Raw genomic sequence first — 14,524 nt, forward strand, 5'->3', positions numbered from 1 at the left:
AGTGACGGAGAACGCGATGAGACGGGTTGCAGGACGTGTGGTGCTGGCGATGGCGGCGAGCCTGGTGGCAGGGGCTGCCACGGCGGCGGATCTCGAGCAGGTGTACCGGGATGCCCTGGCCTACGATGCGGCGCTGGCGAGTGCCCGTGCGTCCCTCGAGGCCGGTCGCGAGAAGCTGCCCCAGGGGCGTGCCGGGCTGCTGCCGTCGGTCAGCCTCACCGGCAACTCCAACTGGAACAAGGCCGATCTCAAGCACTACGACGTGACCCGGGGCTACAACAGCAACGGTTGGCAGGTGCAGCTCACCCAGCCCCTGTTCCGCTGGCAGAACTGGGTTCAGTACCAGCAGGGCGAGATGCAGGTGGCGCTGGCCGAGGCCCAGTACCAGCAGGCCCGCCAGGATCTGACCGTGCGGGCCGCCCAGGCCTATTTCGACGTGCTGGTGGCCCAGGATGTGCTGGCCGCGGCCAGCGCACTGCACGAGGCCAACACCCAGCAGCTGGCGCTGGCCAAGAAGAGCTTCGAGGTGGGCACGGTCACTGTCACCGACGTCCATGAAGCCCAGTCCCGCGCCGATCTGTCGTCGGCCCAGGTGATCGCCGCGGAGAGCGATCTGGCGGTCAAGCGCCACGCCTTGCTGGTGCTCACCGGCAAGGAGCCCGACGTGCTGAAGGGGCTGCGCAAGGGGGTGGCCTTGAGCCGCCCCGAGCCGGCCGACATCCAGGCTTGGGTGAATTCGGCCGAGAACGGCAGCTACGTGGTGCAGGCTGCCCAGGTGGCACGGGAGATCTCCCAGCGGGAGGTGGAGCGCAACCGCGCCGGCCACCTGCCCACCGTCGATCTGGTGGCGAGCTACGGTAACGCGGCGTCGTCCACCGCGCCGCTGTCGGCGCTTACGCCGATCCGCACCAACACCGACTCCACCGTCGTCGGCGTGCAGCTCGCGCTGCCGCTATTCCAGGGCGGCAGCGTGACTTCCCGCGTCCGCGAGGCCGCGGCCCTGCGCGACAAGGCCAGCGCCGATCTCGACAACGCCCGCCGCACGGCCGCCCAGAATGCCCGCCAGGCTTACCTGGGCGTGACCAGCGGGCTGGCGCAGGTGAAGGCCTTCGAGGCGGCCCAGGTGTCGTCCCGCTCCGCCCTCGACGCCAACAAGCTGGGCTACGAGGTGGGGGTGCGGATCAACATCGATGTGCTGAACGCCCAGAGCCAGCTCTACGACACCCTGCAGAAGCTCTCCAAGGCCCGCTACGACACCTTGCTGGCCCAGCTCAAGCTGAAGGCGGCGGCAGGGACGCTGGCGGACGAGGACATCAACGCGATCAACGTGCTGCTCGACTGAGCCCGGGCTGGCCGATGGCCGGCCGCTTGCCCGCATCGAACAGGACGGCCGCTTGCGAAAGCGGCCGTCGGCTTTTGGAGGGAGCGGTTTGCGTCAGGGCTTGGCGGGGCTGTCGAGCCGGGCGAGCTGGGCCCGGGCATCGGCGGCGTCGGTGAAATTCGGGTCGAGCCTGAGGGCCGTCCTGAAGGCGGCGACGGCGTCCCGGGGGCGCCCGGCCGCGGCGTAGGCGAGGCCCAGGCGGTGGTGGATGCCGGCAGCACCGCGGCCTTCGGCGCGGCTCACCTTCTCCAGCACCGCGATGGCCGCCGCCATCTCGCCGCGCTTGTAGTGCACCCAGCCCAGGGTGTCCTGGAAATCCGCCACCTTGGGCGCCAGCGCTACCGCCTTGCGGGCCCAGTCGAGCACCGCGTCGGAGGGCCGGGCGCTGTCTTCGGCGGCCATCCAGGCCATGTTGTTGTAGGGCAGGGGGCGTTCCGGGTCGATGCGCACCGCGGCCTGGTAGGCGGTCTGGGCTTCGCGCAGTTGCCCGGCCCGCTGGTGGGCCATGCCCAGTTTGAGCTGGGCGTCGTAGCGCTTGGGCTGGGCCCGGGCGACGGTCTGGTATTCGGCGATGGCCCGCTGGACATCGCCCTGGGCGAGGAAGATGTCGCCCTTGGCGAGGCGGGCGGGGTCGTAGTCGGCGTTGGCGGCCAGCGCCCGGTCGAAGGCGGCGTGGGCGCCCTTGAAATCCTGCTGCATCTGCAGCGCGAGGCCCAGGCCGTGGAGGGGGAGCGGGTTGCCCGGGGAGAGCCCGATGGCGGCCTCGAACTCGCCGATGGCGTTGCCGGGGTTCTTCTTGTCGAGCCAGATCGTGCCCAGGGCGTAGTGGGCGCCGCCCAGCCGGGGGTTGAGCTGCAGCGCGCGGCGGTAGAAGTCGGCCGCCAGATCGGCGTTGCGGCGGATGTTGTAGTTCAGGTCGCCCAGGTCCACCAGGGGCAGAGCGGCTTTGGGGTCGGCGGCGATGGCGGCCTTCCAGGCTTTCTCGGCGTCGGGGAAGTGCTTCCGGGCGTACTGCCAGCGGCCCCAGGCGGTGAGGGCGTCGGCGTTCCTGGGGGCGACTTCGAGGGCGTGCTTGAGCCACTTCTGCACGTCGTCGGGCAGGTTGCGGATGCGCGCCGATTCGGCGTGACCGAGCGCCGGCAGCGGCGAGCGGGGATCGAGCCGGGCGGCTTCGTCGAACAGCGCGTCGGCGCGGGCGTAATCGAGCTTGCGCAGGGCCTCGTGGCCGGTGCGCAGTTTGGCGGCGAAAGGGGATTCCTGGGCAGACGCCTCGAAGCGGGTGGCCCCGCTTTCCGACATTTCGAGCAGCGCATGGGCCGGGCTGCCAGCCAGCGCGAGGAGGGTCAGGAGCAGGGGGCCGGCGACGCGGGTTTTCATGGTCCGGGGCGGTGGGGCAGGAGGAGGTTCAAGTTTGCCAGACTCCCAATGAAACGACCCCATCCAGGTTGTCCCGAATGGGGTCGGTGTCACGCGGGCCGGACGATCAGGCGGCGCGCTTGCGGCGGGACAGGCCCATGCCGGCCATCGCCAGGCTCAGCAGGCCGAGGGTGGCGGGTTCCGGCACCGTGCCGCCGCCCGGCGGGGGCGGGGGCAGCAGCACGCCGCTGGCCGACGAGCCGAAGCCGAAGATGAAAGTGTCGGGGGCGCCGGTGGCGGGATCGCAGCCGACAAGGCCCGCGGAGCAGGAGCCGTAGGAGTACAGGGCGATGTCCACCGTGGAGGCGTCGCCATCCACCAGACTGCGGGCGGCGTCGGCGGTGGCCTTGTCCGGCGCGACGCCGTAGTAGGTGGCGAACACGCGGGTGGCGCCGGCGGCCAGGGCTTCGAACTCGAAGTCGAACAGGGCGCCCTGGTCGGAGCTGGAGGAGCCCTGCAGGTTGCCGCTGCGGGAGTTGGTGAAGTTGGTGTTCTGCAGGCCGTAGCTCGTGAACGAGAACGGGTTGCCGGAGTTGAAGCCGTTGTTGTCGGTCTTGCGGACGTTGCTGCCGTTGGCGATGCCGCGCAGCGCGGGTACGCCCTGGATGCTGACGGATTCGTTGCCCGGGCTGGGGATGTCCCAGTCCATCACGCGACGGTAGACGAGATCGCCCGCGGCCAGGTTGGCACCGGTGAGGTTGGTGATCTTGACGACGGTTTCGTACAGGTAGGGCGTGGTGGCCAGGGGGTGGTAGTCGTGGCTCACCTGCAGGATCGCTGCGCCGGTGGCGTTCAGCACGTTCACCACCGAGACGGCGCTGTTGGCGGTGGAGGTGAAGCTCACCAGCGACAGGTTGGCGGTGCCCACGGCGCTGTTGGCGTAGCCGGCCTGGCCGGTGCTGGCGATGCCGACGCCCCAGCCTTCGCAGGTGCAGCCGGGCGAGGTGGAGTCGGAGTTGGTGCTCATCGAGCGCAGGCCGACGACGGTGGTGCCGCTGCCCGCGGCGCTGGTGCCGCCGTTGACATTCAGGTCGCCGAGGTCGCGGACGCCGATCTGAACGGTGCCGTTGTCGATGATGGCTGCGGCGTTGGCGCCGCCTGCCACGAGGCCGGTGGCTGCCAGCAGCACGGCCATGGAGAGTTTGCTGGTTTTCATAACCGGGGTAACTCCTTGATTAATGACGATTGACGATGAGGCGGTTGGAGCGGGGGTGCGCGCCTGGGTCTGCTCGCCCGGCTGTTGGCACCGTGCCTGAAATGAGCAACTAACATGCCAAAAACAAAATTTTTAACAAAGACAACGATTTGTGTTTGCTTGTGTAAATCTTTGACCTGATTTTGTAAAAATCGTCGACAAATGATTTAAACGATAAATTCGGCTAATGGGGACGGGTGGGCGAAACCGGGCTTACGGCATTACCATTCGGCTCTTTCCGATTCCGGGCCCGGTGCTGGCCCGTTACCCGAGGGGCTTTCCGATCCCATGAGTACGCAAATTCACGACCTCCGCGACTTCATCGCCCGCCTGGAGCAGCTGGGCGAACTGCGCCGGGTGACGGCCGAGGTCGACCCGCATCTGGAGATGACCGAGATCTGCGACCGCGTGCTGCGCGCGGGCGGCCCGGCCATCCTGTTCGAGAACCCCAAGGGGTACGCCATGCCGGTGCTGGCCAATCTGTTCGGCACGCCCCAGCGGGTGGCGCTGGGGATGGGCGAGAGCGGCGATGACTGGCAGGGCGCGCTGCGCGAGGTGGGCAAGCTGCTGGCCTTCCTGAAGGAGCCGGAGCCGCCCAAGGGGCTGAAGGACGCCTGGGAGAAGCTGCCGGTGTTCAAGCAGGTGCTCAACATGTCGCCCAAGACGGTGTCGTCGGCGCCGTGTCAGCAGGTGGTGAAGGAGGGGCGGGACGTGGACCTGGGCGGCCTGCCGATCCAGCACTGCTGGCCGGGCGATGTGGCGCCGCTCATCACCTGGGGCCTGGTGGTGACCCGCGGCCCGGGCAAGACGCGCCAGAACCTGGGCATCTACCGCCAGCAGGTGCTGGGGCCGAACAAGGTCATCATGCGGTGGCTGGCCCATCGGGGCGGGGCGCTGGATTACCTGGAGCACCAGAAGGCGAACCCGGGCCAGCCTTTCCCGGTTGCGGTGGTGCTGGGCTGCGATCCGGCGACGATCCTGGGGGCGGTGACGCCGGTGCCGGATTCGTTGTCTGAATACCAGTTTGCCGGGCTGCTGCGCGGCGCCAAGACCGAGCTGGTGAAATGCATCGGTTCGGATCTGCAGGTGCCGGCGTCGGCGGAGATCATCCTCGAGGGGGTGATCCACCCGGGCGAGACGGCGCTGGAGGGCCCCTACGGCGACCACACCGGCTACTACAACGAGCAGGCGGAGTTTCCGGTGTTCACCATCGAGCGGATCACCCACCGGCGCGACCCGATCTACCACAGCACCTACACCGGCAAGCCGCCCGACGAGCCGGCGATGCTGGGGGTGGCGCTCAACGAGGTGTTCGTGCCGCTGCTGCAGAAGCAGTTCACCGAGATCGTCGACTTCTACCTGCCGCCGGAGGGCTGCTCTTACCGGCTGGCGGTGGTGAGCATCCGGAAGCAGTACCCGGGCCACGCCAAGCGGGTGATGTTCGGGATCTGGAGCTTCCTGCGCCAGTTCATGTACACCAAGTTCATCATCGTGGTGGACGACGACGTGAACATCCGCGACTGGAAGGAGGTGATCTGGGCGCTGACCACCCGGATGGATGGCACCCGCGACACCACGCTGGTGGATCACACGCCCATCGATTACCTGGATTTCGCCAGTCCGGTGGCCGGGCTGGGCTCCAAGATGGGCCTCGACGCCACCAACAAGTGGCCAGGCGAGACCAACCGCGAGTGGGGCCGCGCCATCGAGATGAGCCCGGAGGTGAAGCAGCGGGTGGATGCGATGTGGAGCAGCCTGGGCCTGTAGGCGGGGCGGCTCCAGGTCGGCGATGCGCCCCGGGGGGGTGCATCGCCCTGGTAACGAAAGACGGCAGCCCGCGGGCTGCCGTCTTGCCTTGGAGAGGGCTGGTCAGCGCTGGCGGCGTGCCAGGGCCAGGGCACCGATGGCGCTGCCCAGAAGCATCAGCGAGGTGGGTTCGGGCACGCCGGTGCCTGGGTCGGTCAGGCCCTGGATGCCGACGGTGAAGCCGTGCCAGTGTTCGCTGGTGTCGGTGAAGGTGATCGAGGTGAAGTCGCCGAGCAGCTCGATGACGCCGTGCATCTCGCCGCTGCCGGTGAAGCCGGTGCCGCCCGGGTTGAGGACGGCTGTGCCGCAACCCCAGTAGCCGCAGCCTTCGCTGAGGACAGCGATGGGGGCGCCGAAGTCGACGACGTTGCCGTTCCAGCTGGTGAGGGCGATCAGCGGGTTGTGGACGCTCTGGCTGAAGGTGATGGTCTTGGTGCCGCCGGTGCTGAGGCCGATCAGATCGGTGGTGGCGGGGGCGTTGTCTACGGTGGCGCTGGTGTAGGTGGCGGGGTTGGTCCAGTAGAAGGTGCCGCCGCTGGTCTGGGCGAAGGCGTAGGCGCCGGTGAAGGTGACGCCGACGCTGCCCGTGCCGGTGGCGATGCTGCCGGTCACGCCGGAGGCGGCGGTCAGCGTGCTGGTCCAGTCGGTCCAGTAGGCGGGGGCGGCGAAGGCTGCGGGGGCCGCAAGGGCGGCACAGAGGGCGATGGGGAGTAGACGCATGACCGGCTCCTGTTCGGTGGATCGTGATTTTGTCGGTTGGCTCGAATGCAGCATTTTTCGGGCCTGATCTTGCGTTTATTCAAAAATTGTTAATTTGATGCGGGAAATCAAGCTCGTGGGCCGCCCTCCGGTTTTTGGTGGGCGGCCGGCTTGCACTGTTTTGTAAAAAAGGTCGACAGCTGCGGGCGTGCGCCAGGCCGGCGCTCGGAAGGGGGGCCGGCGAGGTGCCGGCCCAGGGGGGTGTCAGCGGCGCGGCCGTCTGGCGGCGAGGCTGCCGAGGCCGAGGAGGGCGAGCAGGGCGCCCGAGGGTTCGGGGATTTCCAGGTGGAACTCGTAGCTCACGCCCTCGTAGAGGGTGAGGATGCGGGCGGTGTAGTCGGCCTGGGCGATGAAGGCCCGGGCCTCGAAGAACGAGCCGGGCCAGAAGCCGGCGGGCATGTCGTAGAAGTAGCGTTCGGCGTAGCTGAAGGGGTAGAGCGGGGCGGCGAGATCCTTGCCGTCGAGCACGTCCATCTTGTAGATGGGCTCGATCATCTTGCCCAGGCTGGGCGAGTAGTTGTCGTAGAGCCCCTGGGCCCAGAAGTAGTCGCCCTTGTCGGCGCCGGCGTAGGTCCAGTCGATCTGGATCTCGAGGCCGCCGCTGCCTGCTTCGGCGATGGCGTCGAAGGTGCTGACCTGGAAGATGCCGCCGGGCAGCTTGCCGCCGTCCTTGAGGCTCCATTTGCCGGTGGCGGCGTTGCCGGTGTTCCAGGCGTCGAAGGATTGCTTGAAGGTGGCGTCGGTGCCGGCCAGGGAGGCGCCGAGGTCGAGCAGGGCGGTGCTGGTGCAGTGGGTGTAGGCGGTGGCGTCGACGCCGACGCAGTGGGCGGCTTCGGCGAGGTAGGTGGGCGTGGGGTCGGTGAGCTTGATGGCGACGGCGTGGGCGCCGCCGGGCAGGGCGAGGGCGACGAGGCTGGCGCAGGCGGCAAGGCGGGGGCGGGACGGCTTCATGGCGGCTCCTGACGTAGAGGGCTAAGGCGCCGCGCGGGGGCGCGGGCGCATCGTCTCTCCGGTCGGGGCGGCCTCTTGGGCGAGGCCTTTCTGCCTTGAAACTAGACGTTGCCGGCGAAAACCGCCAGGGCGGCGACGAACGAGGGGTCTGCCGGCGCTTACTCGATGCGCGGCGCGGCGGGGGCGGGCAGCACGCGCTCGCTGGCGATCTTCCACTGGCCGTCGGTCTTCACCCATTCGAGCTGCTTGCGCACGGTGTCCTTGTACTGGGCGGCGCTGTAGTGCTGGGTGAAGCGCACGACGACCCGGTCGGCCTTGCTGCTGCGGGTGCTGAGCGTGTCGATGCGGATGCGCGGGGAGCTGGCGTGGGTGACGCGCTCGCGCCGTTCGGCTTCCCAGGCGGCGGTGCTGCGGCCTTTGCCGGGCTGGAAGTCGGCGGTGTAGAGGGCCCGGTAGGCGTCGAAGTCGCCGGCGGTCCAGGCGGCGGTCCAGGCGTCGAGGCGGGCGCGGATGGCCGGGTCGACGCTGGGGGCGGCGTCGATCAGGTCCACCTGCGGGGGCGGCGGGGCTTCGAGCACCGGCATCGGCGCGGCGGCGAGGGCCGGCGACACGTAGCGGGTGCCGAGGAGTTCCGGGGCGATGGGCGACGGGCGGTAGCGGCTGCGCAGGGCGTCGCGCAGTTCGCCGGCGAGACCGAGGAGCTGGGCCTGGAGGGTGGTTTGCTGGGCGCGGTTTTCGATGAGGTTGCGCTGGGCGTCGAACAGATCGCCCTGGGCGATGGAGAGGTCGTTGAGGGAGCGCCGGCCGGCTTCGAAGTGCAGCTCGTAGGCGCCGGCCACCCGCTGGGCGGCGGTGACCCGTTGTTCGAGCTGGGTGGCGATGCTGCGGGCTTCGGTGTACTGGCGATAAAGATCCGTGATGTCCTTGGAGACCTTGAGCATCAGGTCGTCGGCGTCGGCCCGGGCGGCCTGGTGGCGCTCGACGGCTTCGGTGTGGCGGCCGACGTTCTTGCCGCCGAGGGGGATGTCGAGGTTCACGCCGAGCTGGGCGGCGCGCTGGGTGTCGGCGGTGGGGACGGGGATGGTGGTGTTGTCGAGGCGCTTGCTGTAGGACAGATCCACCGACGGGAAGAACAGTCCGCGGGCGGCGCCCACGTCGGCCTGACGGGCGGCGGCGCGCTGGAGGGCGGCGCGCAGGCGCGGGTTGCGCTCGTGGATGCGTTCGACGAGGGCCTCCACCGGGTCGGTGTCGGTGGGGGCCGGGGCCGGGAGGATGGACGGGGCGACCAGGGATTCGGGCGCCTGGCCGGTGAGCAGGCGGTAGCGGTATTCGGCGGTGCCGAGCTGGGCGCGGAGCTGGCCGAGCAGGGTGCGGTTCTGGATCAGGCGTACGCGCATCAGGTCGAGTTCGGAGGAGGCGATGCGGCCGGCGTCCACCCGGTGGGCGACGCTGGCTTCGACCCGTTCCTGGCTGGCGATGGTGGCCTGCAGGCTGTCGATGAGCTGGCGCAGGCGCACCACGTCGCTGTAGTTCTCGGTGATCTCGTAGGCGACCTGTTCGAGCACCGTGTCCAGGTCGGCGTCGGCGGCGTCGCGGGTGAAGCCGGCGGCGCGCAGCCGGTTGGTGTCGGTGGCGCCGTTGAAGACGTTCCAGCGCAGGGTGGCGTCGGTGCGCCTGACGTTGCGGTCGATGGGATTGCCGAGGGTTTCGTCGCGGGAATCCGAGTTGCGGTAGGCCAGCCCCAGGCTGGGCAGGAAGTCGGAGCGCACCTGCACGATCTGGGCTTCGGCGGCGCGCAGCAGGGCCTGGGCGGAGCGCACGCTGGGCTGCTGGAGGAGGACCTTGTCCACCACCGCCGGCAGCGGTTCGGCGTGGGCGAGGCCGGCGGCGAGGCTCAGGCCGAGGGCGGCGAGGTGCGTGGAGAGGCGGGCGGGGCGGGCGTTCGGTTTCGGGCTCATCAGCGTTCGCGCAGGGATTTGTCGAGGGTCTTGACGATGGGTTTTAGCATGTACTCCATCATCGTGCGCTTTCCGGTCTGGATGCTGGCGTCGGCGGCCATGCCGGGGGAGATGCTGAGGTGCTCGGAGGGGTCGCCCAGGTAGTTCTTTTCGGCCTCGAGGAGCACCTCGAAGAAGGTTTCCTTCTTCTCGCCATCCACCACCGCGTCGGCGCCCACCCGCACGACCTTGCCCGGCAGGGAGCCGAAGATCGACGAGTCGTAGGCGCTGATGCGGATGCGGGCATCCTGGCCGGGCTTGAGGAAGGCGATGTCGGAGGGCTTGACCTTGGCGGTGATGAGCAGGCGGTCTTCGGCGGGCACGACTTCCATGATGGTCTCGCCGGCCTTCACCACGCCGCCGACGGTGTTGACGAGCAGGCGATTGACCACGCCGTCCATCGGGGCGCGCATCTCGCGGCGGGCCACCCGGTCGTTGCGGCCGGTGAGTTGCTCGGCGAGCTGGGCGGCGCGCAGTTCGGCTTCGGATTTCTCCTTGCTGATTTCGGACAGGAAGCGGGCGCGGGTTTCCGACAGCCGGGCCTGGGCTTCGCCCACCGCGGCCTGGATGCGGCTGATGGCGATGCGGGTGGTCTCCAGTTCGCCTTTCTGGCTGGAGTAGCGCTGCTGGGCAGCGAGCAGGTCGGCCTTGGCGCCGGCGCCGTTGGCGGAGAGGCGCTCCTCGATCGCCAGGGCTTCCCGGGCCGGGCCGATGGATTCGCCGATGGCCTGGTGGCGGGCGCGGGCTTCGGCCAGCTCCTGCTGGCGCTGGGCGAGCTGGCGGGAGAGGGTCTCGAGGGTGTTCTCGCGTTCCTGGCGGCGGCTCTGCCACAGGTTGCGCTGCTCGCGGACGAGGTCGGGGGCGTTCTTCTCGAGTTCGGGCGGGAAGCCCGGCACCGCGTTGCGGGCTTCGGCGTCGAGGCGGGCGATGGCTGCCTGGGCGCCCCACAGGCCTTGCTGGGCTTCGCCCTGTTCGGCGTTGAACTGGAGGTTCTGGACGATGGCGAGCACGTCGCCCTTCTTGACCACCGCGCCTTCGCGCACGTTGAGGGCCTGGAGGATGCCGCCTTCCATGCTCTGGATCTGCTGCAGGCGGCTGGAGGGCACCACCGCGCCGACGGCGTTCACCGAGATGTCGAGGGGGGCGAAGCTCATCCACCCGAACAGCAGCGCGAAGAACACGGCGGTGGTGCCGAGCAGGATCATCACCGCCTTGCGGGGGCCGCGGTCGAAATCCGGGTGGCTGCTGAGGGGTTCGGCCTCGAGGCGGGGCTGGGCGGACTGGAAAGCGAGTTTCATGCGGCAACCTCCCGCGGGGTGACCGGCGCCGGCCCGCCCTGCAGTTTGCGAAGGACTTCATTGCGGGGGCCGTCGAGGACGACCCGGCCCTGGTCGAGCACGACCAGCCGATCCACCAGCGGCAGCATGGCCGTGCGGTGGGTGACGAGGAGCATGGTGATGCCCTTGATGCTGCGCAGGTTCTCGATGAGGCGGGCCTCGGTGGCCGGGTCCATCATGCTGGAGGGCTCGTCCAGGAGCAGCATGCGTGGCCGCTGGACGAGGGCGCGGGCGATGGACACCGCCTGGCGCTGGCCGCCGGAGAGGCGATCGCCCCGCTCGCCGACCTGGGTGCCCAGGCCATTGGGCATCTGGGCGAGGGTCTCGTCCAGGCACGACAGGCGCAGGGCCTCGAGCATGTCGGCGTCGCTCACCTGGGCGCTGCCGAGCAGGATGTTTTCGCGGATGTCGCCGTGGAACAGCACCACGTCCTGGGGCACGTAGCCCACCTGGCGGCGCAGGCTCTGGGGTTCGAGCTGATTCACGGCCATGCCGTCCACCATCACGGCGCCCTGGTCGGGCCCGTAGAGGTTGAGGAGCAGCTTGAACAGGGTGCTCTTGCCCGAGCCGATGCGGCCGATGAAGCCGACCTTCTCGCCCGGGCGGATGCTGAGGTTGAGGCCCTTGAGCAGCGGTGCCGAGTTGGGGTAGGCGAAGTGGGTGTCGCGGAAGTCGATGCGGCCCGACAGGCGCGGCAGGTGCAGGCTGTCGGTGGTCTCGTCGGTGGGCGCCTCCATGATCTTGTCGAGGGCCTCGATGGCCTGGCGGGTCTGCTCGTAGCGCACCACCAGCGCGGCGATCTGGGTGGCCGGGGTGATGGCGCGGGTGGCGAGCATCGACACGGCGATGAGCTGGCCCATGGTGAGATCGCCGGCGCTGATCATCAGCGCGCCGAACATCACGATCAGGATCGAATCCAGGTTGGTGACCAGCAACGACATGTAGGTGCCGAAGGAGGTCCACTCGCGCATCTGCACCGAGTTCTCGGAGATCTTGACGGTCAGCATCTCCCACTGGCGGCGGGCCCAGGCTTCGGCGCCGAGGGTCTTGATGGTGTCGACGCCGTTCATTACCTCGAACAGGTGGGCGGTGCGCTGGGCCGACTCCTGCATGTTGGCGCCCAGGATGCGGGTGAGCGGCTTGCGGATCATGAACGACACGAAGATCGTCACCGGGATGAGCAGTAGCGGCACCAGCACCAGCCAGTGGCCGATGATCCCGATCAGCACCAGGAAGAAGATCATGAAGGGCACGTCGCCCAGCACCGTGAGGGTGGACGAGGTGACGAACTCACGCACCGATTCGAAATCCCGCACGATGTTGGCGAGCACCCCGCCGGAGGCCGGCCGGGCCGCGGCGCGCAGGCGCAGGGCCTGGGCGAACACGTGGGACGACATGGCCACGTCGGCCTTGCGGGCGGCCGATTCCAGCAGGTAGCTGCGCAGCATCTTGATGACCAGGTCGAACAGGGCCACCACCACCACCGCGCCGGTGAGCACCCACAGGCTGTCCAGGGCGTTGTTGGGCACCACCCGGTCGTAGACCGACATCGTGTAGAACGGGATCACCGCCGCGAAGATGTTGGTCAGCACGGTGGCCAGCAGCGCCCAGCCGTAGATCGGCTTGTTGGCCAGCAAGGTGTCCCAGAACCAGCGGCGCGGGCGGGGCAGGTGGTAGAGCAGGCTGCGGGTGTCGAAGAACACCATCGGCCGCACGAAGTAGGCGACGCCCGGGTGCTCGGCCACCACCTGCTCGAGCCCCAGCTTCACGGTGCCCTGGATGCCGGCCTGGACGCATTCGAAGCTGTCGCCGTCGCGCCGCAGCAGGATCAGCGGGTCGCCCCCGTCGGCGCCGAACACCAGCGCCGGCAGCTCGGAAGGCTTGAACTCCGGCACGCCCCTCTTCGCCCGGCTCAGGGACAGCCCACCCCGCCGGGCGCATTCGTGCATCTGCACCTCGTCGATACGGCCATCCACCACCGGCGTGTCGGCCAGCAACTGCATCGGGTCGGCGCGCTTCCCGAAAAAGTGGGCCAGAAACTGCAGCTGGTCGATGACCCCGTCGACCGAAGCGAGGCCAGGTGTAGAGGAAGGGGATTCGCGCATGGGCAGGGTTCTCAGATAGGCGTTCGGGGCTGCCGTCGGCGGCGGCGGAGGCCATGCCGGCCGGGGCTGGAGCGGCAGGCGCTCCGTGGGTTGCGGGCGGCCATTCCGGCGGCGCGGCAACGGTCAGGGGGCGATGGTGCCACAAGCTCGCATATGGCAAATGTTAAAAAGTCACGAGTATTCGTTTTGCAAAATTCACCACAATTTGTTTGTGACAAATTTCATGTTACCTGTCGTCAGGCTTGGAGGGTTATTAACCGATTTTGACGGTTTGTTTGTTTGTGCGAGGTCGCTGTGCGGTCGTGTCGAATCATATGAATAAAAATTTCATATTGGGTGAGGCTACGCCGATTGATTGGTCTTAATGCGTGGAATAGTTCATGTCGGGATTTTTCAGCCATTTTTTGCCCTTGATTCCCGGCGCCAAGGTGTGCTCCAGTCCGGTTCGTGGCGATCAAAATATGGGCAAAAATCCTTTTAACTCAGCTTGTTGTGGTGTGTTTTGGCAGGGGGCACAGAGTTTAATGGAGGTTGCGTCGGGTTTCCTGCGACGCTTTCTTTCAACCCCGTCTGTCGGGATTTTTTACAGGGCTTAGTGGTTTGTGATTTTTTGCAGACATAAAAATGGCGGGCGGATTCGATAAGTTATTGAGATGAACAGTATTTGGTGTTTTTGACAATTTACAAGGGTGGGGTGGCCCGTAAATTGCAGTTTGATCCCCGATTTTCTCGACTCGTCGTAGGCCAGTTCCGGCTTCGGCGGCATCCAAAACAGAAAAGTGGAGATCGTTCATGTCAAATACGAGTTACGTAACCAGCGTTACCGTCTGCGAAGACACCACCCAGAATTTCGAGTTGTTCGACCTGCTCAAGCAGGCAGACCCCGCGTACGCCGCGACCGATCCCGCCAAGATCAAGCTCTACGTCTACGACGGCGCCAAGTGGGTGCTATCCACTGCGGGCTTCTTCACCGCCGTTGATCTGGACACCCTGACCCTCAACGCCGCCGCGATCCCGAACTTCAACGGCGCCAAGCTCGTTCGCGTGCTGGGCTACGACAGCACCGGTAACACCTTCACCCTCGACGTGAACGTCACCGTCACGCCGGTGAACGACGCCCCCTCCGGCGCCGACGAGGCTGTGTCGGTTGCCAACGGCGACACCTACGTGCTGGGCCTCGCCGACTTCGGCTTCTCCGATCTGATCGATGGTCACGCCTTCAAGTCCGTGGTGGTTTCGGCGGTTCCCGCCGGTGGCACGCTGCTCCTGAACGGCGTTGCGGTCACCGCCGGGCAGGAAATCCTGGCCTCCGACATCGAGGCCGGCAAGCTCACCTTCGTCGCCCCGGCTGCTGTTGGCGGCGATTTCGGCTTCTCGTTCCAGGTGCGCGATACCGGCGGCGTGGACGTCGGCTGCGGCAGCGTCGACCTGGACCCGACCCCCAACACCATCACCTTCACCGTGCCGTCCCCCGGTCTCGCCACCCTGGGCGACAAAGTGTGGCTCGACACCAACGCCAACGGCGTGCAGGACGCCGGTGAAGCCGGCATCGCCGGGGTCACCGTGGTGCTCAAGGA

At 67.8% G+C, this 14,524-nt stretch carries 10 protein-coding genes; 3 read left to right on the plus strand and 7 right to left on the minus strand.

The features are described from left to right. Positions 1–16: 16 nt before the first annotated feature. Positions 17–1,342 (plus strand): TolC family outer membrane protein, encoded by a 1,326-nt coding sequence (locus ACE3N6_RS12740; protein WP_374246151.1) that lies wholly within the window; start codon positions 17–19, stop codon positions 1,340–1,342. Positions 1,343–1,435: 93 nt separating this feature from the next. Here the strand turns inward: ACE3N6_RS12740 and ACE3N6_RS12745 are convergent, their stop codons facing one another. Continuing rightward, on the minus strand, positions 1,436–2,758 hold the full coding sequence (locus tag ACE3N6_RS12745; RefSeq protein WP_374246152.1) for a tetratricopeptide repeat protein: 1,323 nt from the start codon (positions 2,756–2,758) through the stop codon (positions 1,436–1,438). Between the two features lie 106 nt (positions 2,759–2,864). After that, entirely contained in the window at positions 2,865–3,953 is a 1,089-nt protein-coding gene (locus ACE3N6_RS12750) for a PEP-CTERM sorting domain-containing protein (RefSeq protein WP_374246153.1), read from the minus strand. 327 nt (positions 3,954–4,280) lie between these two features. Between ACE3N6_RS12750 and ubiD the strand changes: the two genes are divergently transcribed. Then, the gene (gene ubiD, locus ACE3N6_RS12755) at positions 4,281–5,759 is read left to right on the plus strand and encodes a 4-hydroxy-3-polyprenylbenzoate decarboxylase (RefSeq protein ID WP_374246154.1); all 1,479 of its coding nucleotides are present in this window, start codon (positions 4,281–4,283) and stop codon (positions 5,757–5,759) included. Positions 5,760–5,861: 102 nt separating this feature from the next. Here ubiD and ACE3N6_RS12760 read toward each other — a convergent pair whose 3' ends face one another. The 5 genes from ACE3N6_RS12760 to ACE3N6_RS12780 all read right to left on the minus strand — a co-directional run bounded on the left by ACE3N6_RS12760 (position 5,862) and on the right by ACE3N6_RS12780 (position 12,947). Continuing rightward, the gene (locus ACE3N6_RS12760) at positions 5,862–6,518 is read right to left on the minus strand and encodes a PEP-CTERM sorting domain-containing protein (RefSeq protein ID WP_374246155.1); all 657 of its coding nucleotides are present in this window, start codon (positions 6,516–6,518) and stop codon (positions 5,862–5,864) included. Positions 6,519–6,761: 243 nt separating this feature from the next. Further along, positions 6,762–7,508 (minus strand): PEP-CTERM sorting domain-containing protein, encoded by a 747-nt coding sequence (locus ACE3N6_RS12765; RefSeq protein WP_374246156.1) that lies wholly within the window; start codon positions 7,506–7,508, stop codon positions 6,762–6,764. A 158-nt stretch (positions 7,509–7,666) separates the two neighbouring features. After that, positions 7,667–9,466: a TolC family protein gene (locus ACE3N6_RS12770; protein ID WP_374246157.1), complete on the minus strand. Its 1,800-nt coding sequence runs from the start codon at positions 9,464–9,466 to the stop codon at positions 7,667–7,669. Then, the gene (locus ACE3N6_RS12775; protein ID WP_374246158.1) at positions 9,466–10,803 is read right to left on the minus strand and encodes an HlyD family type I secretion periplasmic adaptor subunit; all 1,338 of its coding nucleotides are present in this window, start codon (positions 10,801–10,803) and stop codon (positions 9,466–9,468) included. The genes ACE3N6_RS12770 and ACE3N6_RS12775 overlap by 1 nt, the downstream gene beginning before the upstream one ends. After that, on the minus strand, positions 10,800–12,947 hold the full coding sequence (locus tag ACE3N6_RS12780; protein WP_374246159.1) for a type I secretion system permease/ATPase: 2,148 nt from the start codon (positions 12,945–12,947) through the stop codon (positions 10,800–10,802). The genes ACE3N6_RS12775 and ACE3N6_RS12780 overlap by 4 nt, the downstream gene beginning before the upstream one ends. A gap of 792 nt (positions 12,948–13,739) precedes the next feature. On the opposite strand from ACE3N6_RS12780, the gene ACE3N6_RS12785 reads away from it, so the two are divergent. Beyond that, on the plus strand, positions 13,740–14,524 hold a 785-nt coding region (locus ACE3N6_RS12785), incomplete at its 3' end, for an SdrD B-like domain-containing protein (protein WP_374246160.1).

Origin of the sequence: Zoogloea sp. (assembly GCF_041904905.1) — a bacterium.
In the GTDB taxonomy this organism is placed as follows: Bacteria; Pseudomonadota; Gammaproteobacteria; order Burkholderiales; family Rhodocyclaceae; genus Zoogloea.